Origin of the sequence: Paucibacter sp. PLA-PC-4 (assembly GCF_026241155.1) — a bacterium.
Lineage (GTDB): Bacteria > Pseudomonadota > Gammaproteobacteria > Burkholderiales > Burkholderiaceae_C > Roseateles_E.
The window spans coordinates 1-23754 of the sequence record NZ_JAPFGP010000028.1; the positions used below are offsets into that span (position 1 = coordinate 1).

Genomic DNA, 23754 nt, shown 5'->3' on the forward strand with positions numbered 1-23754 from the left:
GACTAAGACCTCGGTCTCACGATGGCGAGCGATTCGCACCACGACCTTGCCTTGCAGCATTTCCGTCGCACGCGTGGCCTCTTGGGCCAGATTCTGAGGAGAGGGCTGCATTTGTCTGCACTTTAACGTGCGAGCTCAGCGGGCGGCGAAGCCGTCCGATGGAGCGACCGGTTAAAGCGCTGACCGAACGGCCGATTCGTGCTCATTCGGCGGCAACCAAACAATCGCTCAATTGGCTTGTCGACGTGACTCATTCCGACGCTCCGCCTGTGATGGAAAGTTCAATTGCAGACTCGGACCGATCAACGAAGAGGCGCGTGCCGTCGGTGAACTCGACTAAGACCTCGGTCTCACGATGGCGAGCGATTCGCACCACGACCTTGCCTTGCAGCATTTCCGTCGCACGCGTGGCCTCTTGGGCCAGATTCTGAGGAGAGGGCTGCATTTGTCTGCACTTTAACTACTAGTTTAGGCAGCACGCCCTGCCGGATAACTCCGGCGGGTGCCGCATAACCACGGGCACGGCAACACGTGCAAGTCCTTGAGGGGGCGGCGATATTTGGTTGTTGACTGTTTTTTCATACAGTACTAAATTCATGCACAAAGCGGCAGCGGGTGTCGGCACTGTGCCAGCCCGGTCAGCGCCGCACAAGCAGGGCTAACGCCCACCACTGCGAGGTAGCTTGGCGATGCCGCAGATTCCCTTCGATTCGACGCTGCCACGCGGCGCCATGCGCCCCGCCCTGGCGACCGTGTTGCCACCACTTCAGGCGCCCCGGCTGCTGGATCAGGTGCGTGAGCGGGTTCGGTACTTGCACTACAGCCGGCGCACCGAGCAGGCCTATGTGCATTGGTGCAAATCCTTCATCCGCTTCCACGGGCTGCGTCATCCTCGAGACATGGGGGCGCCAGAGGTGCAGGCGTTTCTGACCTGGCTGGCTGACGAGCGCCAGTTGGCCAGCTCGACGCACAAGCAGGCGCTGTCGGCCCTGGTGTTTCTGTACACCAAGGTGCTGCAGCTGGGCCTGCCCTGGGTGGCAGAGCTGGAACGCCCCCGCGTGCGCCGCCGCCTGCCGGTGGTGCTCAGCCGGGATGAGGTGACGGTCGTGTTGACGGGGATGCAGGGTGTGCATGCGCTGCTGGCCCGGCTGCTGTACGGCACGGGCATGAGGATCAACGAGGCCCTGCAGTTGCGGGTGAAGGATGTTGACTTCTCGCACCAGGCCTTGATCGTCCGCGAGGGCAAGGGTGGCAAAGACCGGGTTTTGATGCTGCCGCAAACCCTGGTGCAGCCGCTGCGCGATCAGTTGGCGCAGGCCAAGCTGTTGTGGGCGGAGGACGCCGCTCAACAAAGGGGTGGCGTTGAATTGCCCTATGCGCTGGAGCGCAAGTACCCGCAAGCGAGCACCTCATGGGTGTGGTTCTGGGTCTTTCCGCAGGCGACCCATTCCACCGATCCGCGCAGTGGCGTGGTGCGTCGCCATCATTTGTATGACCAGACTTTCCAGCGGGCGTTCAAGCGCGCGGTCATGGCCGCCGGCATTGCCAAGCCTGCGACCCCGCATACCTTGCGTCATGCCTTTGCAACCCACTTGCTGCAGGACGGCTATGACATCCGCACGGTCCAGGATCTGCTGGGTCATGCGGACGTGGCGACCACGATGATCTACACCCATGTGCTCAAGCTCGGCGGCGGGGCGGTGCGCAGTCCGCTGGACCGGCTCGATCCCACGTAGCCTTGCGCTTTCTGGGTGCGGCGCACTACAGTTTGCGGAAACTGGGGGCATCAATATCGGCCGCCCCTGTTAATCGGTGCCCACCACGCAGCTCGGTAGGCAGTCAGCATGGTTGCCAAGATTTGGATTGGCGGCGACACATGAATGTACACATGGACGATCTGTTCGACAGTCCCGAGCTCCTCGCCATCGTCGAGGTCGACCAGGCCGACCGCGTGGTCTGCCAAGCGCCGGGTTGTGGCCACAGCGTCTACAAGCGCATCCATGTCGTGCGGCAGTATGGTCATGCGAGCGTCTTCGGCTCGGACTGCTTTGCCCGGCTGTTCGCTGACATCGTCCGCGCCGGCCACCCTCGTTACGGCCGCGCCGAGGCTCGCTTGCTGACCGCCGAAGAGCGGGCGCTGCTGGCGCAGAACACGGAGCGGCTTCTGGCACAGTTTGAGACGGAGCGTGTTGAGGCACTCGAACAGCAACGCTTGCTGCGTGAGCACGAGGAGAGCATGCGACGCGCCGAGGCCGAGCGCGCTCAGCAGGCCCGGCGTGCTGCCGAATTGCGCCGACCGCCCTCGGCCGCGGAAATCGCCTCCGTTGAGCCGGAGGCCAAGCGCATCGTGCGCGAACGGTTTCAGGTCGACCCGGACCAGGCAGGCTGGCGCGGGTTGGTAGTGATCGAGGCGCGGAAGCTGCTGGGGCGCTGAAAGGTGGGGATCACTCCCCAGCTCCGATGGGGTGTTGGCTCTTCGAGATGGTCCACGGCTTCTGTGAACGGCCGCTTAGGGCGAAGCTGTCGCCGGGCGGGCGCTGACCATCGGCTGCACTTGGCCGGGCCGAGCCCGCCAGCTTTCGGAATTGCTCGCCCTGAAGCGGCCGTTCAGGACGCAATCTTTGAGCGACTGATCTCAGGCGATGACGTTGGCCGAGCGGGCACCCGCACCCGGCCACGATCCGAAGGTCACCAACGGCAGCTTCGGAGCGTTTCGAACCGGGCAACCAGGCCCAGTGCGAGCAGGGGTTGGGATCGTAGTGCGTTTGCACTACGATGTGGCAATGAAAGACGCTTTCATCCCCCAAGTCCGTGTTGAAACGGAGCTACGTGCCAGCCTCGAGGCGGTGCTTCGCCCTGGCGAAACACTGACCGACTTCGTCGAGGTCGCTGTGCGCAACGCCGTTGAGTACCGGCGCGTCCAAACTGACTTCGCTTCGCGTTGCGACGCATCCCTGGCCGACTATGAGCGCACAGGAGTGTCCATCCCTGCCGCCCAGGTCATAGCCAAGCTCGAATCCAAGCTGGCTAAGCGCCGCAAGCAGCTGGGCGGATGAGCTACGCCGTCGATTTCACGCAGGGCGCTGAAGACGATCTAATGCGGCTTTACGACTTGCTGCTCAACCGGGCCGAGACGCGCGAAGACCTCGATGTAGCCGACGAGGCGGTCAGAGTCATCCGACAAGCCGCTCTGAGCCACCTGTCGACGACGCCGTACAGCTACCGCAAGGTTGGGGCCCGATCAACGCTTCGCGAACTCATCATCCCGTTCGGCACCACCGGCTACATCCTTCGCTTCGACATCCGCTCGCCCCAGTTGGTGCTAGTGATCGGCGCACGCCATCAACGCGAGGAAGACTTCCATTGACCTATTCGGGCAGCAGCGCGGTGTGCGGACCTACCTGTACCGGCTGTCGGCCGAGATGGTCAAGTCCACTGGAAACCGCGTAACGGCAACAGGCGCGAATGCCTTGGCAAAGCTCTCGACACCAAGCACAACGTGCTGCTCCTGATCTATCCGATCCATACGCTGACAGGATCACTCATTGCACTGCCAGTGCAATTCAGCCGGACGTAAATGTGTCGGTACTTGAAATCGGCTAGGCCAGAGCACTTAGCCTCGCGCAATGAGAAGTACCCAGGCCTAAGGCTCCCAAAACACAAAAAGTCCGACGAGCTTTATGTTGTTCGGCCTTACTCTATTTGTTGGAGTCAGTCCGCTGCGGCAGAGCGCTCTTCGGCGTTCGCGATTGAGCTCGACCTTGCCGGCCTTGCAGTCCCGGCGCTTGCAGCGCCAAGCCCTGCACCAGCAGCCGCCACAGGCGCCGCGAGCGCCCAACAGGGTTTGCAGATCGCTCCAGGGCGCGGCTATAGCTTCCACAATGTCCAGTGGCGACGGGGCGTGATCGTTGCTGCGCTCATGGGGGGAGCTCCAATCAAACGGAGGGCATGCAGCGGCCCCGGCGAGAATCGGCTCGCTTGCCAGCGGTCAGAGTTTGGGAGCCAATCTTGTCCTATTTCGAGTATGCGACGGGAGCGGGGCTGTCGGCGGTGGTCGAGCGGTTCTGGAGCTTCGAATCGGCGTCCACGGCGATCGAGCGGATCGCGCCCGATGGGCGTTGCGAGCTGATCATCCACCTGGGCGAGCCCTATCTTGAGTTGCATGGTGCGCAGGCCCGGGTGCAGCCGCCTGCGCTGTTGGCGGGGCAGTTGACCGAGCCCTTGATGCTGCGGGGGCAAGGACGTTCCTCGGTACTGAGTGCGCGGCTGGCGCCGGCCGCAGCGGCGATGCTGTTGCATGGCGACGCCCGCCAGGCCACCAACCGGCGTCTGAGTCTGTTGGCGCTGGACCCGCAGGGGGCCGCGCCACTGCTGCAGGCGCTGGCGCCCGCTCAAGCCATGGAGAGTCGGGTGGCCCGGCTGGCCAGCTATATCGGCCATCGCTGCCTGGCCGCGCCGCTAGGACTTGATGCGGTGGTCGAGCGCGCCTTGATCGCCATCGAGACCGAGCCTGCGCCGCCGCTAGCCGTGCTGGCCGGCCAGCTCGGGCTGTCTTTGCGTCAGCTGGAGCGGCGCTTCGCCCACGCCGTGGGGCTGACGCCGCGCCAGCATCTGGGCATCGTTCGGTTCCGGCGCATCTTTGACGCCCTGGACGCCGGCGCGAGCTCCTTCAGCGCGGCGGCCCAGAGTGCCGGCTACAGCGACCATCCGCAGATGGCGCGCGAATTCCGCCGCTACCTGGGCTGCACGGCCAGCCAGTTCATTGCACAGCGTGCCCACCTGGCGGCCGCGATGACGGGTGCGGCGGGCATGTCGCATTGATGCAAGCCGGCGCTGCGCCGACGGTCTAGAGTGCGAGCATCGATGGACCGCAAGGATGCCGCCATGTTGAAAACGCCTTTGCTGCTCGCTGCGCTGTTGAGCGTTATAGCGGCCCCGACCCTGGCTGAGCCCGCGCATGAGCTGCAAAAGCTGGCCTGGCTGGCCGGCTGTTGGGTGCCCGAGGGCAGCGAGCCGGGTTCGGTCGAGCACTGGTTGCCCTTGGCTGGCGACACCTTGCTGGGGCTTAGCCGCACCGTCAAGCGCGGCCGCACCAGCAGCCATGAGTTCATGCAGATCCGCCGCAGCGCGGCGGGGGGCATCGAGTTCGTCGCGACCGTGGGCGAGCAAAAGCCCGTGGCCTTCGCGCTGGTCTCGCTCAGCGAGACCGAGGCGCAGTTCGAGAACCCGGCGCATGACTTCCCGCAGCGGGTGGTCTATGCGCTGGAGCAGGGGCTGCTCAAAGCACGCATTGAGGGTCAGTCCCAGGGCCGCAGCAAGCGCATCGACTTCAGCATGCGCCGGACCCGCTGCGAGGCCGCGCCGGGCTGAACCCGGCCCCGCGCTTCAGGCCTTCAGCAAGCCCTTGGTCTCAATGAAGGCGATCACCTCGTCCAGTCCGGCGCCGGTCTTGAGATTGCTCATCACGAAGGGGCGCGCGCCGCGCATGCGTTGCGTGTCGGCTTTCATCACGTCCAGGTTGGCGCCGACATAGGGCGCCAGATCGGTCTTGTTGATCACGAACAGATCGCTTTTGGTGATGCCGGGGCCGCCCTTGCGCGGGATTTTCTCGCCGGCGGCGACATCGATCACATAAATCGTCAGGTCCGACAGCTCCGGGCTGAAGGTCGCGGCGAGGTTGTCGCCGCCGGACTCGATGAAGACGATGTCGGCATCCGGGTAGAGCTTGAGCATGCGGTCCACCGCCTCGAGATTGATCGAGGCGTCCTCGCGGATCGCGGTGTGTGGGCAGCCGCCGGTCTCGACGCCCATGATGCGGTCGGGCTCCAGCGCGCCGGCCACGGTCAGCAGGCGCTGGTCTTCCTTGGTGTAGATGTCGTTGGTGACCACCACCAGGTCATAGCGCTCGCGCAAGCGCTTGCACAGCACCTCGACCAGGGTGGTCTTGCCGGAGCCGACCGGGCCGCCGACGCCGACGCGCAGCGGTGGCAGCTTTTTGCTGCGGCCGGGGATGGAGTGCAGGGCTGTGCTCATGATGCGGGCTCAATGTGATGAAACTGTTGAGCAAGCATTGTGCCAAGCTGCGGGCTCCGAGCTCAATGCGGCTGCTGCTGGGCGAACTGCTGCACGATGGCCTCGGTCAGCGCACCCCGGGCCTCGCGCCGGTAGAGCAGGCCGATGCCGCGCACCAGAGGCAGCTCGGGCAAGGCAATCACCCGCAGTGTCGGGTCTTGCGCCCAGCTGGCCCGGCGCAGCAGCGGCAAGAGGCTGACGCCGACCCGCTGACGCACCAGCTCGGCCAGGGCCTCGATCGAGTTGAGCTCCAAAAACTCTTGCACCGGGGCCTGTATCGTGCGCAGCGCCTTGTCTAGCAGCATGCCGGTGCGCTCGCTGCGGTCAAAGCGCAGAAAGGGTTGTTCGGCCAGCAGCTGGGCGGCGCTGCGCCGTTTGCCGTCGGCGTGGGCCAGCAGCACCAGCGGCTCTTCGTACAAGACGCTCCAGCCCAGCCCGGCGGGGGTCTTGCCAGCTCCTCGCACCAGCACAGCAGCGTCGAGCTGGCCGTTCTCCACCATCTCGGCCAGCTCACCGGACTTGCCGCTGACCAGCTTGAGCTCCAGCGCCGCATGCTGCTGTTTCAGCGCCACCACCGCATGGGCCAGCGGCGCCACCGCCGAGACCACCGCGCCGATGCGGTAGGCGCCCGCCATCGGGTCGGCGCGCCGCGCCGCGCTGCGCAGCTCCTCATGCAGCTGGGCGTCCAGCGCCAGCATGCGCTCGGCCCAGGGCAGCAGGGCCTGGCCGGCCGCGTTGAGCTGGGCCCGGCGTCCGCTTTGGCCGCCGGGGCCGCCGCTGCGGTCGAACAGCGCGCGCTTGAGCTCCTGCTCCAGATTGCGCATCTGCAGGCTGACGGCCGCCTGGGTCAGCGAGACCTCGGCGGCGGCTGCTGCGAACGAGCCGCAACGGGCCACGGCGACAAAGCTCTTCAGGCTGCGCAGGCTCGGCATGGCAAGTATTCCTTGTGATGAAGCCAAGAATTATTAGCTTTTCTTGTCATCGGCGCCGGCTCACAATCAGGTAGCCCCTAGTTGATGGAGTTGCGACGATGAAGTTTCGCCACCTGGCCCTGGTCCTGGGTCTCGGTTTGGTCGGTCTGAACGCACTGGCCCAGACCTATCCCAACCGGTCTATACGCCTGATCGTGCCCTTTCCGGCCGGCGGCGCCACCGACCTGCTGGCGCGCGCGATTTCGCAGAAACTCGGCAGCCAGCTGGGCCAGACCGTGCTGGTCGACAACAAGGCCGGTGCCGGCGGCAGCCTGGGTTCTTCCGAGGGCGCCAAGGCCGCGCCCGATGGCTACACCTTGGTGCTGACCACCAGCTCCACCCATGCCATCGGCCCGCATCTGAACCCCAGGCTGCCCTACAAGGTCGACGAGGACTTCACACCTGTGGCCCATGTGGCCAATGCGGCCAATGTGGTGCTGGTGCCCAACTCGCTGCCGGTCAAGGATGTGCGCGAGCTGATCGCGCTGGTCAAGAGCAAGCCGGGCCAGTACAACTACGCGTCCAGCGGCAACGGCACCATCGTTCACCTGACCAGCGAGGCCTTCAAGACCCAGGCCAATGTCTTCATCACCCATATTCCCTACCGCGGCACCGGGCTTGCGGTGCCGGACCTGGTGGTGGGCAATGTCCATCTGCTGTTCGACTCCATCGTCTCCGGCATGCCGCACGTGAAGGAAGGGCGCTTGAAGGCGCTGGCCGTCACCGGCAAGAGCCGCTCGGCGCTGGCGCCGCAGCTGCCGACGGTGGCCGAGTCGGGCCTGCCGGGTTTTGAGTCCATCACCTGGTTCGGCGTCTACGGCCCCAAGGGCTTGCCGACAGCCGTGGTGGCCAAGCTCAACAGCGAGCTGAACATCGCCATGCAGTCGCCCGAAGTGCGTGAGCGCCTGGCACGGCTGGGAGCCGAGCCGGTCAGCAATGCAAGCCCGGCGCAGTTCGCCGCGATGGTCAAGGCCGACAGCGAGCGCTGGGGCCGCCTGATTCGTGAACGCAAGATTTCTGTGGAGTGAATGTGATGACTCAGAGCTTTGATTGGAACGGCGGCTATGCCAGCCAGCGCATGCCGGTGTTTGCCCGCAACATCGTCTCGACCTCGCATCCGCTGGCGGCCCAGGCCGGCCTGCGCATCTTGGGGCAGGGCGGCAATGCGGTGGATGCGGCGATTGCCACTGCGGCGGTGATGACCCTGGTCGAGCCCTGCAGCAACGGCCTGGGCTCGGACGCCTTCGCCATCCTTTGGGACGGCAAGAAGCTGCATGGCCTGAATGCCTCGGGCCGCGCGCCGCAGGCCTGGACGCCTGAGTACTTTCGGCGCAAGTACGGCGCCGATGCCAAGAGCCTGCCCAAGCGCGGCTGGGATGCCGTGACCGTGCCCGGCGCGGTGGCCGGTTGGGTGGCTTTGAGCGAGCGCTTCGGCAAGCTGCCTTTTGCCGATCTGATGGCGCCAGCGGTCGAGATCGCCGAGCGCGGCTATGCGGTGCCGGTGATCGTGCAGCAGAAGTGGACGCTGGCCGCGGCGGTCCAGGAGCTGACCTCGCAGCCGGGCTTTGCCCAGGCCTTTTTGCCCAAGGGTCGGGCGCCGGCGGTCGGTGAGCTGTTCCAGTTCAAGGACGCGGCGCGTACTTTGCGCCTGATCGGCGAGTCCAAGGGCCAGGCCTTCTACCAGGGCGAGGTGGCCGAGGCGATCGCGGCCTTCGCCAAGCAGACCGGCGGTGCGATGAGCGTGGCCGATCTGGCCGGCTACAGCCCCGAGTGGGTCGAGCCGATTGCGCAGGACTACGCCGGCCACACCTTGCATGAGATCCCGCCGAACGGCCAAGGTATCGCCGCGCTGATCGCGCTGGGCATCCTCAAGCATCTGGACGTGGCCGCACACAAGGTCGACAGTGTGGCCTCGCAGCATCTGCAAATCGAGGCGATGAAGCTGGCCTTTGCCGATGTCTACAACTACGTGGCTGAACCCGGCGATATGAAGCTGACGGCCGCACAGATGCTGGATCCGGCCTATCTGGCCGAGCGCGCCAAGCTCATCGATATGGGCCGGGCTCAGGACTTCAAGGCCGGCAATCCTGTCAAGGGCGGCACCATCTACCTGACCACGGCCGACGAGAGCGGCATGATGGTCAGCTTCATCCAGAGCAACTACATGGGCTTTGGCTCGGGTCTGGTCGTGCCGGGCTACGGCGTGTCGCTGCAAAACCGCGGCCATGGCTTCACGCTGGAAGAAGGTCATGCCAATCAGGTGGCGCCGGGCAAGCGCCCCTTCCACACCATCATTCCGGCTTTTCTGACCAAGGACGGCCAGCCGGTGATGAGCTACGGCGTGATGGGCGGAAACATGCAGCCGCAGGGCCATATGCAGACGCTGGTACGCATGCTGGACTACGGCCAGAACCCGCAGGCCGCCTGCGATGCGCCGCGCTGGCGCTACAACGAGGGGCTGTCGCTGAATGTCGAATCGGCGATGAATGCCGACACCGTCAACGGCCTGCGCGCACTGGGTCACCAGATCGCTGATATCAACGACAGCTACCAGGACTTCGGTGCCGGCCAGTTTATCTGGCGCCAGGGCGATCCGGCTGTGGACGGCTATGTGGCGGCCAGCGATCCGCGCCGGGACGGCGCGGCGGTGGGCTTCTGACACCGTTATTTCCGACACTTGGGCGTTGAGACGAGGGCTGCTAACGTGCGCTGATGAGCACGATGCTGCAGTCCCTCTCCCTCGGTTGGCAGACCGATCTGATCTTCGCGCGATTTGACGGTCTGGTGGTCGAGCGCGCCGATTGCCTGGTGGTTCGCACGCCGACCAACCCGCTGTTTTACTGGGGCAACTGCATCGTGCTGCCCGAGGCACCGCACGACGCCGACCTGGCCCATTGGCTGAACCGTTTTGACCAAGAGGTGGGGCAGCACACACGCGAGTCGGGCCATGTCGCGATCGGTTTCGACACCCGCTCGCCGCAGGCCGCGCTGCCGGGCTGGCTGGCGGCCGGTTTCGAAGTTTTTGGCACCGCGCAGCTGAGCCTGAGCGAGCCGCAGCTGCGCGAGCCGACCAAGACGCTGGGTGGCGCATTTCGGTTTGCCTTGGTCGACCTTTCGGACCCGGCCCAGCGGCGGGCGGCGGTGACGCTGCAGTGCGAGTCCAACGACAGCGGCTTTGAGCCGGTCAACTACCGCCAGCACCGCGAGCGCCAGATGGCCCGCTACGCGGCGATGCAGGCGGCCGGTCTGGGGGGCTGGTTCGGCATCTGGCATGGCGATGAACTGGTGGCCGACTGCGGTCTGTTCAGGCATGGCGCGCTGGGCCGCTTCCAGCATGTCGGCACGCACCCGGCCTGGCGTCGCCGCGGCCTGTGCAGCGCGCTGATCCAAGGGGTGAGCCGCCACGGCCTGGCCGGCATGGGTTTGCAGCGCCTGGTGATGTGCGCAGATCCGGACGATGTGGCGATCGGCATCTACGAGAGCGTCGGCTTTCGGCGCGAGGGCCGCTACTGGGGCGCGCAGCGTCGTCCGGCCCATGATGTGCGATTGGCGTGATTTGTCCCCAGCTTGGGCTTCGTCGTGGCACCGGCGCGGCTTGTCCGCCGTCAAGCCGGCCTGTACGATGAGGGCCTCAACCCGGCAAGACCCATGACCAAGCTCCTCGACCGCAGCAGACCCCGCACACACCGTGCCGCGGGCGTGCGCGTCCGTGCTGGCGGTTTGCCGTGCGCGTCGGTCTGACGCGCCCCCCCTGCGCTCCCTGATTCACTCGTTTTTCTCAGACCTGGCCCCACAAGGGCGAGGTGCTGCCCTCATTGGAGAATCCTATGCAAACCCGGCCCACGTCCTGGTTTGACCAGCTCAGACAAGCCCTGACCTTGCCGCCCGGCGATCTGCTGCGCGACCTGGTCTACCGCCGGCTGTGGACCTCGATCTTGATCAGCTCGCTGGGCGGGCAGATCACGATGCTGGCCCTGCCGCTGACCGCGGCCGTGCTGCTCAACGCCAGCCCCACCCAGATGGGTCTGCTGACGGCGATGGAGATCGCCCCTTTTGTGCTGTTCTCGCTGCCCTCGGGCGTCTGGCTGGACCGGGTGCGCAAGCTGCCGGTCTATGTCTGGGGTGAGACCCTGCTGGCCTTCGTCGTGGCCACCGTGCCGCTGGCGCACTGGATGGGCTGGCTGTCGATGACCTGGCTCTATGTGGTCGGCTTTGTGCTGGGGACGGTCTACACGACGGCCGGCAGCGCCGCGCAAATCGTGCTGACCCAGGTGGTGCCACGCTCGCGCCTGGTCGAGGCGCACGCGAAGAACGCGCTGGCCTCGTCCGGCGCCGAGGTTGCAGGCCCGGGTTTTGCCGGTGCGCTGATCAAGGTGCTGGGCGCGCCGATGGCGCTGGCCGTGGATGCCGTGCTGGTGCTGATCTCGGCGCTGATACTGCGTGGCATCAAGGTCAACGAAGAGCCGGTCAAGGCCAAGAATGCCGATTTCTGGCGCGACCTGAAGGCCGGTGTGCAGTTCGTGCGCAACAAGCGCCTGCTGGTCAGCCTGGCAACGGCCGTGGGCTGCTGGCAGCTTTGCCATAACGCGGCCATCGTCGTGCAGATCTTGTTCGCCACCCGCACCCTGGGGCTGTCGGGTCAGACCGTGGGCCTGTCCTACGTGGCGCTGGGTGCCGGCACCGTGCTGACCAGCGTGATGGGCCACCGCATCAGCCGTCGGCTGGGTCCCGGGCCCTGTCTGGTGCTGGGCTTTGCGGTCTGCGGCCTGGGCTGGCTGCTGCTGTCGGTCGCTCCCGCCAATGCCTGGGGCGTGGCGGCCTTCGCCTTCATGCTGTTCACCTTCGGTATCGGCGCGGTGCTGATTTTCATCAACTTCTTGTCCTTGCGCCAGGCGGTGACGCCGGCGCCGATGCTGGGTCGCATGACCAGCACGATGCGCTGGCTGATCCTCATTCCGGCAGGCCCTGGTGCGCTGCTGGGCGGCTGGCTGGGTGAGCACTTCGGCTTGCGCTCAGCGCTGGCATTTGCCGGCTGCGGCGCGTTGTTGCTGGCGCTGCTGGCCTGGCGCCACGCGACCATACGCGAGGTGCGCGAGCTGCCCAAGCCGGATGGCGCCGATGATGTCGAGGCCGGGCTGGGTGCCGAGGCGATGCCCGGCCGGGCGCCGGATCTGATTCCCAACAAGTGAGACCGTGATGGCAACACCGGACCCCGTGCTGATCCAGGTGCCCGAGCGCCTGCTGACCGAGCGCTTGGTGATCGCCGCGCCGCGCGCCGGCCTGGGCCAAGCGCTGAATGCGGCAGTCTGCGAATCGCTGGACGAGCTCAAGCCCTGGATGCCATGGGCGCAGACCGCGCCCAGCATCGAGGAGAGCGAGACGGTGCTGCGCCACCAACTGGCCCGATTCATCCTGCGCAGCGACCTCGCCTACCAGTTCTACCTGCGCCAACCGGGCAGCGAACAGGCCGCCCGCTTGCTGGGCGGCACCGGACTGCACCGCCTCGACTGGGCGGTGCGGCGCTTCGAGATCGGCTACTGGATTCGCACGAGCGCCCAGGGGCAGGGCTATGTCTCGGAAGCCGTGCAGGCGCTGGCCCGCATGGCCTTCGACGAGCTGCGCGCTCGCCGGGTCGAGATCCGCATGGATGAGCGCAACCTGCGCAGCCGCGCGGTGGCCGAGCGCTGCGGCTTCGAGCTCGAGGGCGTGCTGCGGCGCGACACCTTGTGCCCGAGTGGGGAGCTGCGCGATACGCGGGTGTATTCGAGGATCGCTTGAGGGGCGGCGCAGCTTAGGCTCGCGGCCTGGCTTTGACTTGCAGACGGGCCCTCAAATCGTCGAGCAGGGTCCGCGCTGGCAGCGACAGTGCTCGATCTTGACGCCAAACGAGATGCCACTGGCGGCGCAACGGAAAACCGGTCACAGGCAGTACCGCGAGACCGTCGTCGGCCGGATTGTGCGACAGCGTATGGCGTGAGAGCACCGCAAGCCCGAGTCCCGCGCGCACCGCGTGCTTGATCGCTTCGTTGCTACCCAGCGCCATGCGCGGCGGCCAGTTGATGCTCTGCGCGGCAAAGGCCTGCTCGGCAGCGGCGCGGGTGCCCGATCCGGCTTCGCGCACCAGCAGCGGCTCGCCGGTCAGTTCGGACAGCTTCAGTCGGCGTCGCTTCGTCAGAGCGTGCCCCACAGGCGCGATGATCACGAGCGGGTTGTCAAGAAAGGGCCACCGGGCCAGCGGCAGATGGGTCGGCGGCAACATCATCGCAGCCAATTCGTCGTCACCGCGCTCCAGGCGTGCAACCACGGCATCACGGTTCTCGACCGCGAGTTCGATGTCGATGCCCGGATACTGGCGCGCGAAGGGGCCGAGCAGATCGGGCAGGAAGTACTCGGTTGTCGTCACGGCGGCGATGCGCAGGCGGCCACGCCTGAGCCCCTGCAGCGCCGCGACGTCCTCTTCGAATCCTTGCCAGACCGCACCCATCGAGCGCACCGCCAGGGCCAGGCGCTCGCCGATTGCGGTCGGCACGAGCTTGCGGCCCTGCGGCTCCAAGAGCACGAGCTCAAGCGCGATCGCCAGCTCCTTGATCTGTGTGGAGACTGTCGGCTGCGCCAGGTGCAGCGCGCGGGCAGCGCGGCCGACGCCGCCCAGCCGCACGACGGCCTCAAAGCTGCGCAGCTGCACCAAGCTGGCGCGAGGAACGCGCTCCAGACCCGGAGGTTGAGTTGAATCGATCATCGGATTTGTCGATGGTTTGAATCTGAACATATGACTTGTTCTTATTGCTTGTCGGGCCGAGCATAGCGCCCCGCCATGCAGAACTTTCTCGACCCCGCCATCTTGTTCTTCGTCTTCGGCATTGTTGCCGGCACGCTGCGCTCCAATCTTGAGATCCCGCCGCCGATCGCGCGCTTTCTGTCGCTGTACCTGCTGATGGCGCTCGGGCTGAAGGGGGGCTTTGCGCTGGCGAAGTCGGGTCTGACGGCCGAGGTGCTGGTGAGCCTGGCCTGCGCGCTCGCGCTCTCTGCGCTGGTGCCGGCGATCGGATACGCGTTGCTGGTGAGGCGGCTGTCTCGTTTTGACGCCGCGGCGATTGCCGCGACCTACGGGTCGGTCAGTGCGGTCACCTTCATCACGGCTGTGCAGTATCTGGAGACCCAAGGCACCCCGTATGGCGGACACATGGCGGCAGCGATGGCGCTGATGGAGTCGCCGGCGATCGTGATGGCCGTGGTGCTGGCGAATATGGCGCGCCGCCGCCCGGGCGCAGCAGACAGCGCCGCGCCGCATGGCATCAGCAAGATCTTGCATGAGTCGCTCACCGACGGTGCGCAGTTGCTGCTGCTCGGGGCGATGGTGGTGGGCTTGCTCACCGGTGAAGCCGGTCAGCAGGCGATGCAGCCCTTCTCCGGCGACCTGTTCAAAGGCATGCTTGCGTTCTTCCTGCTCGATATGGGGCTGTTGGCGGCGCGCAACTTCGGGACCTTGAAAGGACAGTCGCCCTGGCTGCTGGCCTACGCGATCGGCGGGCCTCTGGTACATGCTGCGCTGGCTTTTGCGCTTGCCGCAGCTGCGGGCCTGTCTGTGGGCAATGCGACTTTGCTGATGGTGCTGGCCGCGAGCGCGTCCTATATCGCTGTGCCGGCGGTCGTGCGTGAAGCGATTCCCGAGGCCAATCCTTCGCTGTACTTCGGCATGTCGCTCGGGCTGACGTTTCCCTTCAACATACTGGTTGGAATTCCGCTCTACGCGTCGCTGGCCCAGCGCTTGGCCTGAAGTTGCGAGAACGGATGGGCGGCGTCTTGTCCGATGATGGCGTCAGGGACTGGGCGCCGATCTAGCTGCTGCCCAGACTGGCTCGGCAAAGCCTGGCTCACGAAGCCGGGCTGGAAATCTGGATCTCTTCGTTGTGGACCTGCACCTGCAGACCGAAGCCGGCGTGCAGCAGGCGCGCGAACGCTTCGACATTGGCGGCATCGAACACCCCGCCAATGAGGATGCGCGAGGCGGCGTCGTCCTTGATGACGAGTTGCTTGCGGCCGTAGCGGTTGAACTGACGCGCGGCCTCGGCCAGGCTCACTTCGTTGAAGACCAGCTTGCCCTGGAGCCAACCGAGGCTGGCCGCGAGTTGCTGGGGTGACAGCTTGGTCAGCAGCAAATTGCCGGCGTCGGCCAGCGCGGTGTCAGCACGGGTCAGCACTGCGGGGCGGTTCTGATCGGCCTGTACCTGGACGCGACCCTCTAGCACAGCCACGCGGAGCTTGTCGCCGTCGCGGTAGAGCGAGAACTTGGTGCCCAGCACCGTCACCGTCTGCTTGCCCGCATGGACGACAAAGGGGCGCTTGGCATCATGGGCGATGTCGAAAAAAGCCTCGCCGTGTTCCAGCCAGACCTGGCGCGCCTGGGGCGTCACCTCGGTGCGCAGCTGCGTGGCGATGTTCAGGGTCAGCTTTGAACCGTCGGTCAGCGTGACCGACTCGCGCTGGCCGCGCTCGGTGGCGTAGTTCTGCGTCTGCGCCGGCTTGGCGTGGATCAGACCCAGCTCCAGTCGGCCGGCTTCGCGGCCGTTGACACCCTGCAGGTCACCGGCGGCTAGGGCGCCGGCCGCTGATCTTTCACCTCAAGTCATCTGATTTGTCAGTGCCAGCGCTGTCCTATGTGGAGGCGATTGCGTAGCCTGTCGTGGACCTTGACTGATGCAGTGCTCGGGGACAGGGCTTACACGCGCCAAGGCAGGCTCTCATAGAATGCTTGCACACGACCGTACGCGACGTCGAATGCTGGTGGCACCGCAGCAATGAGCGTCACGATCTGCGGGTACTCGCGCTTAGATAGCTCGCGCAATTGCTCGCTTCGCATAGCTGTTGGGTCCATGGGCACCTTGCGATCCTCGGAGGCTGCCATCAGCTTGCGCAGCACCAGGGACCTGTCCTCGTCGTTGAATTGAATGCAGTCAAGCAGCAGGCACAGGTCATAGATGTCTTGGAATCGGGCACGGTTGCGGATCGGCTGCTGTAGTACGGATCGAAGCTTCTCCGCGATGAGGTCATGGTATGCATACATTGCCAACGTCCCTCCGTCGACCTCCCCCACTTCGACATCTGACGCCCATTCATTGAAGCTGTAGTCGATCTGGACGGCTTTGGCAGACTGTTTTGAATTGAGTCTTTTGACCTCATTGGCTATTGCCCGATTTGCGTAGCCAATTTTCATTTGCAGAGTCGCGAAGAGGCTGTCCTCCCTCTTGGGATTCAGGGCGTGCGACTGCAGTGCGATTGCCAGGCCATAGTCGTTGTCGATGCTCACGAGCTCGAGAGCCTGCTTCATCTGACTAGCAAAGGTCGGCAGGTCGACGTCCTGGAGCTTTTGCTGCGTTGAGAAGTCCACGTCCTTGGTAAATCGGGAGCTCTGATAGCGGATTCCCAGAAGGATCCCACCTTTCATGACCATGATGGGCGCGAGCTTCTCTGAGCGCGCAATGGCTCGAAGAATCAGGTGCACGGCCTGTCGGAACTCGCGGCGGCTCGATTCCGGCTCTGCGTCCACCCAGGCTTGAAGATCAAGCTTGCTCATTCTGAGAGATGGGTACGTTGATGGACAGAGCCCAACGCTCTGAGAACTCGGGGCTGTACTCGACCGAGGCATCCAACTTTCGGGAACCGCCGCGTTGGGCGAAGACCGTCCAAGCGTCGATCCTGGAATCGCGGAGGTTGCAGACGGATTCAAGAACCCATCCTGCACGCACCTTGTCGATGGGTTTGCCATGCTGATCGAGCTCGTCAAGGATTAGGCGCAGTGACTGCTGCCCATGTTCCTTGTAGACCTGCAAGACATGGCTTATACCGCCGCATAGCTGAGGGTCGCGTAGCATGTCGAGGTACGTGCGCCCGAGCGAAGCCACTCGGATGTGCTGATCCTTGATGCTGCGATAGGCGCCTAGGTGAAGGCTTGTGAATTGGTGGACGGGCCTGCCCAACAGCTTCTCAGGCTTGGAGCGTTGGAGCGGCGGCAGCCCTGCTGCGATGTAATCTGGATAGTCCTCCCCAAGGTCCTTATGCATTTGCTCTGTGGCGAATTGCTTCCAGGGGCCTAGAGCGGGGGCGGAGACATACAACTGCTCAGGCATGCGGTCCGTCAGCCCATGAAATTCCATCGCGCTCAGGTGGGAGATGTAGCAGAAGGGATCGGCTGCGCAGGCCAGTACCTTGGCATCACGCACGCTTGCGCCGATAAGCAAGTAGACGGATGCCCCGGAGATGCCCGGGATAGGGCGCAGGACGCCGTTGAGTGACATCAGTTGTTGAAAGCGTCGGAATGACCCTCTATCCAACTGAGACTTGTGTGGCCGCAGAGGCACGCCGTGAAGCTCGGTGTGCTTGCACAAATCCCAAGCTGCCAGAGCGAGTTCGTAGAGCGAAACCGTTGGTTTGCCACGTTCGCTGAGGGCTTGCCCCAGGGCGGCGGGAATCGTGATGCGTGGTTTTTTTTCTCGGGTCATGGCGGGACTGCATTAAGCATGCGCGCTACTGTATACAGGTGCTACGATTCGTCCTTAGGACGAATCGTAGCACCTTGAGATTGGCCTGTCAATCGCTCTTTTCCCTTTTGCAGGGCTCTAAACGACATGCTGAATCCATGTTTTCATAAGAATGCTAAGCTACGTCCTCAGGACGTAGCTTAGACGCATCTTTGGTGGGCATCAGACAGGGCACGTTGAGATGTGGAGAATGGGCCAGGACGTGGACTGGAAATATCTCGATGACTTCTCAAAAAATTCTCCGGGCAACAGAGAGCACTGCACTTGGTCGAGCAGTCCTCAATGCCCCGTCGGACCCTTGAATTCGTGACTGGGTTCCCTGTTGGCCTGCAGGGCCGAAACGTTACGCAACTTCTGCATGTCCGTTGTGTCGCCGCATCTGATCAACGTCTTGCTATGCATGCGCTACGAGTCGGGCATCAGGGGCAGATTGCAAGACTGGCGCGGCGAAGCCCTGCTCACGAGGCCGGGCTGGAAATCTGGATCTCTTCGTTGTGGACCTGCACCTGCAGACCGAAGCCGGCGTGCAGCAGGCGCGCGAACGCTTCGACATTGGCGGCATCGAACACCCCGCCAATGAGGATGCGCGAGGCGGCGTCGTCCTTGATGACGAGTTGCTTGCGGCCGTAGCGGTTGAACTGACGCGCGGCCTCGGCCAGGCTGACTTCGTTGAAGACCAGCTTGCCCTGGAGCCAACCGAGGCTGGCCGTGAGTTGCTGGGGTGACAGCTTGGTCAGCAGCAAATTGCCGGCGTCGGCCAGCGCGGTGTCAGCACGGGTCAGTACTGCAGGGCGGTTCTGATCGGCCTGTACCTGGACGCGACCCTCGAGCACAGCCACGCGGAGCTTGTCGCCGTCGCGGTAGAGCGAGAACTTGGTGCCCAGCACCGTCACCGTCTGCTTGCCCGCATGGACGACAAAGGGGCGCTTGGCATCATGGGCGATGTCGAAAAAAGCCTCGCCGTGTTCCAGCCAGACCTGGCGCGCCTGGGGTGTCACCTCGGTGCGCAGCTGCGTGGCGGTGTTCAGGGTCAGCTTTGAGCCGTCGGTCAGCATGACCGACTCGCGCTGGCCGCGCTCGGTGGCGTAGTTCTGCGTCTGCGCCGGCTTGGCGAAGTTCAGACCCAGCACCAGGGCCAGCGTCGCCAGGCTCAGGCCGGCGGCAGCATGCCGCACCGGGGAGCGGGCAACCCAGGCCCAGCCGCTGGGACGCGGTGCCGGCGCCGGGGTGAAGGCCGGGGCTGCGCCCTTGAGCGCGCGCAAGCGGTCGGCGCGCTGCCAGGCCTGGTCCAGGCGCAAAAAGGCAACGCGGTGGGCGGTCGCCGCGCGCAGCCAGGCGTCCAGCTCGGCCTGGCGCTCGAGCGGCAGGCGGCCATCCTGGCGGTCGCGCTCGGCGATCCAGTCGGCCGCGCGGGCCTCGATGTCATTGAGTTCTTTGTTCTTCATTGTGTTTTCCGTCCCTTTCTCAACGGCGCGGCGACGCTGCGTGCAGCGCTGCCCAGCCCCGTTGCCTGCAGCGCCAGCGCCAGGGCGCGTACGCCCTTGGAGACTTGGCGCTCCACCGTGTCTTCGGTGATGCCCATGCGTGAGGCCACCTCGCGTTGTGACAGACCCTCGATCTTGCGCAGCTCGATCACTTCGCGGCAGCGCGCCGGCAGCAGGTTCAGCGCGACCTGCAACAGCTTGAGCTCGCTGCGCGCGGCCAGGTGTCGCTCCGGGCTCAGCTCGTCCAGCGTCGGTGCCAGCGCGTCCATGTCGGCGTAGGTCTCGATCGAGACGATCTGTGCGCGCCGGGCGCGGTCGATCAGCAGATTGCGCGCGGTGGTCAGCACAAAAGCCTGGGCCGAGTCGGGCCTACCCCGTGCACAGCCGTCGTAGACGCGTGCATAGACCTCCTGACGCAGGTCGGGAATCTCATCCATATCGCGCCAGTTGCGCCGCAAAAAGCGCTCCAGCATGGCTTCCAGCGGCAGCACTTGGTCCACGAACCAGGCGTTCAACTCATCAGTGTTCAACACGGCTCCTCATGTCGGCAGAGCTTGCCACGATCCGTCGTGCGGTGTCCGCCTGCTTCTGATGACGAAGCACCCGCAGAAATCCGGTACTCGGGATGCAAAGAAATCTTGAAAGCCCGTTCGACCTTGGTAGATACCCAGGGTTTTCGCGGATATCGGTCGCTGCCTCGTCTTGGTTTTGCAGCACAGCCCTTGAGCCGATCCGATATGCCCCCGTCCCCGCAACCCGATCCCCGCGTCGTCGCCCTCGACGCTTTGTTCGACCCCCTGGTTCGCAGCGATGCGCCGGGCTTGGTCGTCGGCGTGGCCCAGCATGGCCGCAGCCTGTACCGGCGCGGCATCGGCCTGGCCAGCGTCGAGCATGGCGTGGCCAACACCCCCCGGACCCGCATGCGCATCGGCTCGACCAGCAAGCAGTTCACCTGCCTGGCCGCGCTGCTGCTGGCCGAGGAGGGCCGGATTGACATTGACGCGCCGGTGCGCGCCTATCTGCCCGAGCTACCCTCGATTTCTGCCCAGGGGATCGAGCCGAGCCTGCACCAGCTGATGAACCATACCAGCGGCTACCGTTGCTACTTGGACCTGGGCTTCATCGCCGAGGGCATGGCGATCAAGCCGGCCGGCGTGGCCTGGGCTGTGCAGCGGCGCCAGCGCGAGGCCAACTTCGCCCCCGGCAGCCAGGTGATCTATTGCAATAGCGGCTACCAGCTGCTCTCAAGAGTGATTGAGGAAGTCTGCGGCCAGCCCTTCGAGCAGTTCCTGCAAGAGCGCATCTTCACGCCGCTGGGCATGCATGACACGGCCTCGGTGCCCAGCGACTTCGAGCTGCATCCCGGCACGGCCACCTTGCACCTGCCACGGCCGGGAGCGCAAGGCGGCGGCTGGCGGCGCGGCATCTTCCCGACCGAGGAGTTGCGCGGCGAGGGCGCGATGGTCTCCAGCATCGACGACATGCTGCGCTGGCTGGCCCATCTGCGCGCGCCGCACAAGCGCGTGGGAAGCACGAACAGCTGGCAGCAAATGCTGGCGCCAACGCGGCTGGCCAACGGCCACCACACACCCTACGGCTTGGGCCTGATGCGGCACGACTACCGCGGCATTGAAGTGATCCATCATCCGGGTGCCGTGATCGGCGGTGCCAGCCAGATGCTGACCGTGCCGAGCCAGGCGCTGGACATCATCATCATCGGCAATGGTGCGCCGTGCAGCCCGCGCGAGCTGGCGCTGCGCATCGTTGATGCGATGCTGGGTGACGAAGTGCTCGGCCGCTCAGCGGCGCCGGCGTCCGCCGAGCGCTTTGCGTCTGTGCTGGGCCGGCGCTACCGGGGCCGCGACACGGGTCTGGTCTTTGGCTTCGCCAGAGCCGGCGCCGCGCTGGGCCTGAGCCTGCTGGAGGGGCCGGCCATGCCCTTGCGCGACGAGGGCGCGCAGCTGAGCAAGCCTTTCGAGGAAGGCGGCATCGGGCAGTACCTGTTGTCGACCGCGCCGCTGGCCGCTGCGGTGGCACCGCCGCACCTCGATCTGATTGCGGATGGCCGCCGGGAGCGCTGCGAGCTGTTGCCCGAGACACCGCCGGCCGAGGCCGGCGCGCCGCTGCTGGGGCGCTACCGCTCGGCCGAGCTCGACGCCGAGGCCCGCATCGCCGTCGACGGCGAGCGCCTGTTGCTGCAGATCCGTGGCGCCTATGGCGGCAACCGCTTCGAGCTGCGGGCCCTCTCGGCCGAGGTGTTCGGCTGCCAGGCGCTCGACATGCCGCTGGCCCATGGCGGCAATGCGGTGCTGCGCCTCACGCCCGCTGTCGGGCCACTGAGTGGTCCGGCCAGCTTCCGTCTGGACACGCCGCGTACCCGCCAGCTGCTGTTTGAACGCTGCGGCGACTGATTCCCCGTCTTCTCTTCCTCTTTCCCCTACGGATTTTTCCGACATGCTTGTACTGCGCAAACCCTATCTGATCTTCCTCGGCGACGTGAGCTCGGCCGTCGATGCCAAGACCGCCTTCGGGGTGGCCGACTGGTGCCCCGAGGATGTGCTCGGCGAGCTGGCCTTTCCCGAGGCTACTGTCAGCACCGGCAAGCCGGCGATGAGCATCGCTGCGGCCGCCGCCGCCGGCGCAGGCTCGCTGCTGATCGGCATCGCGCCGGTCGGCGGTAAGCTGCCGGCGCACTGGCTGCCCAGCCTGCTGGAGGCGGTGCGCGCGGGTCTCGATATCGTCAGCGGCCTGCACACGCGGCTGAGCGACATCCCCGAGCTGGCTGCCGCCGCTCAGGCCGCCGGCGTGCAACTGCAGGACGTGCGCCACGGCGCCTGGCCGCGTGTGACTGGCACCGGCCGCAAGCGCAGCGGACAGCGGGTGCTGACGGTGGGCACCGACTGCGCGCTCGGCAAGAAGTACACCGCGCTGGCGCTGGCTCGTGCTCTGCAGGCGCGCGGCGTGCCGGCCAGCTTTCGGGCGACCGGCCAGACCGGGGTGATGATCTCGGGCAGCGGCGTGGCCATCGACGCGGTGGTGTCCGACTTCGTCGCCGGCGTGGCCGAGCAGCTCTCGCCGGACAACGAGCCCGAGCATTGGGACGTCATCGAGGGCCAGGGCTCGCTGTTTCACCCGGCCTATGCGGGCGTCACCTTGGGCCTGCTGCATGGATCTCAGCCCGACGCGTTGGTGCTGTGTCACCACGCCGGCCGGCAGCACATCGCCAGCCTGCCCGACTTCCCGACCCCATCGCTGGTTCAGGCCATCGAGGCCTACCTGCAGGCCGCACGCCTGACCAATGCGGCGGTGCGCTGCGTCGGCATCAGCATCAACTCGTCCGCGCTCAGCGATGCGGACTGGCTGGCCTACCGCGACCGCGTCGAGGCCGAGCTGGGCCTGCCCGTGGTCGATCCGATGCGCGGCGGTGTCGAGCGCCTGGCCCAAGCCATCCACCCAACCAAGGAGTATTCCCATGTTGCTTGATTGCACGCTCACCAGCGAGAGCTGGGCCCTGCAGGAGCCGTTCGAGATTTCGCGCGGCGTGATGACCGAGATCCAGGTGCTGGTCGTGCGCCTGTCCGATCGCGAGGGCCGCACCGGCTACGGCGAGGCCACCGGCGTGCCCTACAAGGGCGAGACGACGCTCTCGATGGCCGCGCAGATCGAGGCGCTGCGGCCCCGGTTGCATCAGGACTTGTCGACCGAGGCGCTGATGCAGCTGCTGCCGGCCGGCGGCGCACGCAACGCCCTGGACTGCGCGCTCTGGGACCTGCGCGCCAAGCAGGCCGGCCGCCGCGCCTGGCAGCTGGCGGGCCTGGAGCGCGTCGCACCGGTGCTGACGGCCTACACGATAGGCCTGGGCAGCGAGGCCGATGTGCGTCGCAAGATCCGCGCGGCCCGGCCCCTGCCTCTGCTCAAGCTGAAGGCCGATGCAAGCCGCCATGTCGATATGGTGCGCTTCGCCCGCGAAGAGCATCCGTCCGCCCGCCTGGTCATCGATGCCAACCAGGCCTGGAGCCGCGAGCTGCTCGAACGCATCCTGCCCGAGCTGCAGGCACAGGGCGTCGAGCTGATCGAGCAGCCGGTTGAGCGCGGCACGGATGCGCAGCTCGACGGGCTGGTATCCGCCATCCCGCTGGCCGCCGATGAGTCCTGCGTGGACCGCAGCTCGCTGCCGGCGCTGGTGGGCCGCTACCAGTATGTCAATATCAAGCTCGACAAATCCGGCGGCCTGACCGAAGCGCTGGCCCTGGCCCGCGAGGCCAAGGCGCTGGGTTTCGGGCTGATGGTGGGCAATATGGGCGGCACCTCGCTGGCCATGGCCCCGGCTCATCTGATCGCGCAGGACTGCAGCTATGTGGACCTCGACGGCCCGATGTTGATGCGGTCCGACCGCAACCAGGCCATGCACTACGAAGGTGCTTTGCTCGGCGCTGCCGAGCCGGCGCTCTGGGGCTGAGCGGCAGGGGGTCGAAGCAGGGCGCGAGTGGGCGGGGCGCTAGCCCTGGACAGCGATGTAGCGTCAGATGACGAAGCCGCAGGGCACGGCTTTAAGGTGATGTACAAGACCTGTACAAGACCTGGTCGCGGCAACAAACGGTATCGCCGTGAACGCAACAAATTGCCATAGTCGGGGGGCGATTCTTGAATCTAACCCCCTTCAGATTCAAGACCTACCTACTGCGGCTC

At 65.6% G+C, this 23754-nt stretch carries 23 protein-coding genes; 15 read left to right on the forward strand and 8 right to left on the reverse strand.

Annotated features, from left to right (window positions below; all coding sequences use genetic code 11):
- The first annotated feature begins 731 nt into the window (after window positions 1-731).
- The 6 genes from OOZ63_RS26845 to OOZ63_RS26870 all read left to right on the forward strand — a co-directional run bounded on the left by OOZ63_RS26845 (window position 732) and on the right by OOZ63_RS26870 (window position 5370).
- Window positions 732-1736, forward strand: coding sequence for an integron integrase (locus OOZ63_RS26845; protein WP_266008782.1), 1005 nt, complete (start codon window positions 732-734; stop codon window positions 1734-1736).
- 152 nt (window positions 1737-1888) lie between these two features.
- A complete protein-coding gene (locus OOZ63_RS26850) occupies window positions 1889-2434 on the forward strand; it encodes a hypothetical protein (RefSeq protein WP_266008750.1) in 546 nt (181 codons plus the stop codon).
- A gap of 349 nt (window positions 2435-2783) precedes the next feature.
- Window positions 2784-3056 (forward strand): YlcI/YnfO family protein, encoded by a 273-nt coding sequence (locus tag OOZ63_RS26855; protein WP_266008751.1) that lies wholly within the window; start codon window positions 2784-2786, stop codon window positions 3054-3056.
- Entirely contained in the window at window positions 3053-3367 is a 315-nt protein-coding gene (locus tag OOZ63_RS26860) for a type II toxin-antitoxin system RelE/ParE family toxin (RefSeq protein ID WP_266008752.1), read from the forward strand. Before OOZ63_RS26855 ends, OOZ63_RS26860 begins: the two co-directional genes overlap by 4 nt.
- A 641-nt stretch (window positions 3368-4008) precedes the next feature.
- Window positions 4009-4821, forward strand: a complete 813-nt coding sequence (locus OOZ63_RS26865) for a helix-turn-helix transcriptional regulator (RefSeq protein WP_266008753.1) — start codon at window positions 4009-4011, stop codon at window positions 4819-4821.
- 63 nt (window positions 4822-4884) lie between these two features.
- Window positions 4885-5370 (forward strand): DUF6265 family protein, encoded by a 486-nt coding sequence (locus tag OOZ63_RS26870; RefSeq protein WP_266008754.1) that lies wholly within the window; start codon window positions 4885-4887, stop codon window positions 5368-5370.
- Between the two features lie 15 nt (window positions 5371-5385).
- On the opposite strand, the gene ureG is transcribed toward OOZ63_RS26870, so the two are convergent.
- Entirely contained in the window at window positions 5386-6033 is a 648-nt protein-coding gene (gene ureG / locus OOZ63_RS26875; protein ID WP_266008755.1) for an urease accessory protein UreG, read from the reverse strand.
- A 62-nt stretch (window positions 6034-6095) separates the two neighbouring features.
- The gene (locus OOZ63_RS26880) at window positions 6096-7004 is read right to left on the reverse strand and encodes a LysR family transcriptional regulator (RefSeq protein WP_266008756.1); all 909 of its coding nucleotides are present in this window, start codon (window positions 7002-7004) and stop codon (window positions 6096-6098) included.
- Window positions 7005-7102: 98 nt separating this feature from the next.
- Between OOZ63_RS26880 and OOZ63_RS26885 the strand changes: the two genes are divergently transcribed.
- The 5 genes from OOZ63_RS26885 to OOZ63_RS26905 all read left to right on the forward strand — a co-directional run bounded on the left by OOZ63_RS26885 (window position 7103) and on the right by OOZ63_RS26905 (window position 12821).
- Window positions 7103-8071, forward strand: coding sequence for a Bug family tripartite tricarboxylate transporter substrate binding protein (locus OOZ63_RS26885; protein ID WP_266008757.1), 969 nt, complete (start codon window positions 7103-7105; stop codon window positions 8069-8071).
- 5 nt (window positions 8072-8076) lie between these two features.
- Window positions 8077-9702: a gamma-glutamyltransferase family protein gene (locus tag OOZ63_RS26890; RefSeq protein WP_266008758.1), complete on the forward strand. Its 1626-nt coding sequence runs from the start codon at window positions 8077-8079 to the stop codon at window positions 9700-9702.
- Between the two features lie 53 nt (window positions 9703-9755).
- The gene (locus OOZ63_RS26895) at window positions 9756-10598 is read left to right on the forward strand and encodes a GNAT family N-acetyltransferase (protein WP_266008759.1); all 843 of its coding nucleotides are present in this window, start codon (window positions 9756-9758) and stop codon (window positions 10596-10598) included.
- A gap of 272 nt (window positions 10599-10870) precedes the next feature.
- Complete coding sequence (locus OOZ63_RS26900; RefSeq protein ID WP_266008760.1) at window positions 10871-12232, forward strand: MFS transporter; 1362 nt, start codon at window positions 10871-10873, stop codon at window positions 12230-12232.
- A gap of 7 nt (window positions 12233-12239) precedes the next feature.
- Window positions 12240-12821 (forward strand): GNAT family N-acetyltransferase, encoded by a 582-nt coding sequence (locus OOZ63_RS26905; protein ID WP_266008761.1) that lies wholly within the window; start codon window positions 12240-12242, stop codon window positions 12819-12821.
- A gap of 13 nt (window positions 12822-12834) precedes the next feature.
- Here OOZ63_RS26905 and OOZ63_RS26910 read toward each other — a convergent pair whose 3' ends face one another.
- Window positions 12835-13728, reverse strand: coding sequence for a LysR family transcriptional regulator (locus OOZ63_RS26910; RefSeq protein ID WP_266008783.1), 894 nt, complete (start codon window positions 13726-13728; stop codon window positions 12835-12837).
- A 129-nt stretch (window positions 13729-13857) separates the two neighbouring features.
- On the opposite strand from OOZ63_RS26910, the gene OOZ63_RS26915 reads away from it, so the two are divergent.
- Window positions 13858-14820: a sodium-dependent bicarbonate transport family permease gene (locus OOZ63_RS26915; RefSeq protein WP_266008762.1), complete on the forward strand. Its 963-nt coding sequence runs from the start codon at window positions 13858-13860 to the stop codon at window positions 14818-14820.
- 97 nt (window positions 14821-14917) lie between these two features.
- On the opposite strand, the gene OOZ63_RS26920 is transcribed toward OOZ63_RS26915, so the two are convergent.
- The 5 genes from OOZ63_RS26920 to OOZ63_RS26940 form a co-directional block, all read right to left on the reverse strand.
- On the reverse strand, window positions 14918-15625 hold the full coding sequence (locus OOZ63_RS26920; RefSeq protein ID WP_323055799.1) for a FecR family protein: 708 nt from the start codon (window positions 15623-15625) through the stop codon (window positions 14918-14920).
- A 137-nt stretch (window positions 15626-15762) separates the two neighbouring features.
- Window positions 15763-16617: a nucleotidyl transferase AbiEii/AbiGii toxin family protein gene (locus OOZ63_RS26925; RefSeq protein ID WP_266008763.1), complete on the reverse strand. Its 855-nt coding sequence runs from the start codon at window positions 16615-16617 to the stop codon at window positions 15763-15765.
- Window positions 16604-17542: a type IV toxin-antitoxin system AbiEi family antitoxin domain-containing protein gene (locus OOZ63_RS26930; protein WP_266008764.1), complete on the reverse strand. Its 939-nt coding sequence runs from the start codon at window positions 17540-17542 to the stop codon at window positions 16604-16606. The genes OOZ63_RS26925 and OOZ63_RS26930 overlap by 14 nt, the downstream gene beginning before the upstream one ends.
- A 497-nt stretch (window positions 17543-18039) precedes the next feature.
- Window positions 18040-19026, reverse strand: coding sequence for a FecR family protein (locus tag OOZ63_RS26935; RefSeq protein WP_266008765.1), 987 nt, complete (start codon window positions 19024-19026; stop codon window positions 18040-18042).
- Window positions 19023-19595, reverse strand: coding sequence for an RNA polymerase sigma factor (locus OOZ63_RS26940; protein ID WP_266008766.1), 573 nt, complete (start codon window positions 19593-19595; stop codon window positions 19023-19025). The genes OOZ63_RS26935 and OOZ63_RS26940 overlap by 4 nt, the downstream gene beginning before the upstream one ends.
- A gap of 207 nt (window positions 19596-19802) precedes the next feature.
- On the opposite strand from OOZ63_RS26940, the gene OOZ63_RS26945 reads away from it, so the two are divergent.
- Genes OOZ63_RS26945 through dgcA form a run of 3 tightly spaced genes read left to right on the forward strand, consistent with a single transcriptional unit; the run spans window position 19803 to window position 23524 of the window.
- The gene (locus OOZ63_RS26945) at window positions 19803-21476 is read left to right on the forward strand and encodes a serine hydrolase domain-containing protein (RefSeq protein WP_266008767.1); all 1674 of its coding nucleotides are present in this window, start codon (window positions 19803-19805) and stop codon (window positions 21474-21476) included.
- Between the two features lie 43 nt (window positions 21477-21519).
- On the forward strand, window positions 21520-22548 hold the full coding sequence (locus tag OOZ63_RS26950; RefSeq protein ID WP_266008768.1) for a DUF1611 domain-containing protein: 1029 nt from the start codon (window positions 21520-21522) through the stop codon (window positions 22546-22548).
- On the forward strand, window positions 22538-23524 hold the full coding sequence (gene dgcA / locus OOZ63_RS26955) for an N-acetyl-D-Glu racemase DgcA (protein ID WP_266008769.1): 987 nt from the start codon (window positions 22538-22540) through the stop codon (window positions 23522-23524). Before OOZ63_RS26950 ends, dgcA begins: the two co-directional genes overlap by 11 nt.
- The last annotated feature ends 230 nt before the right edge of the window (window positions 23525-23754 follow it).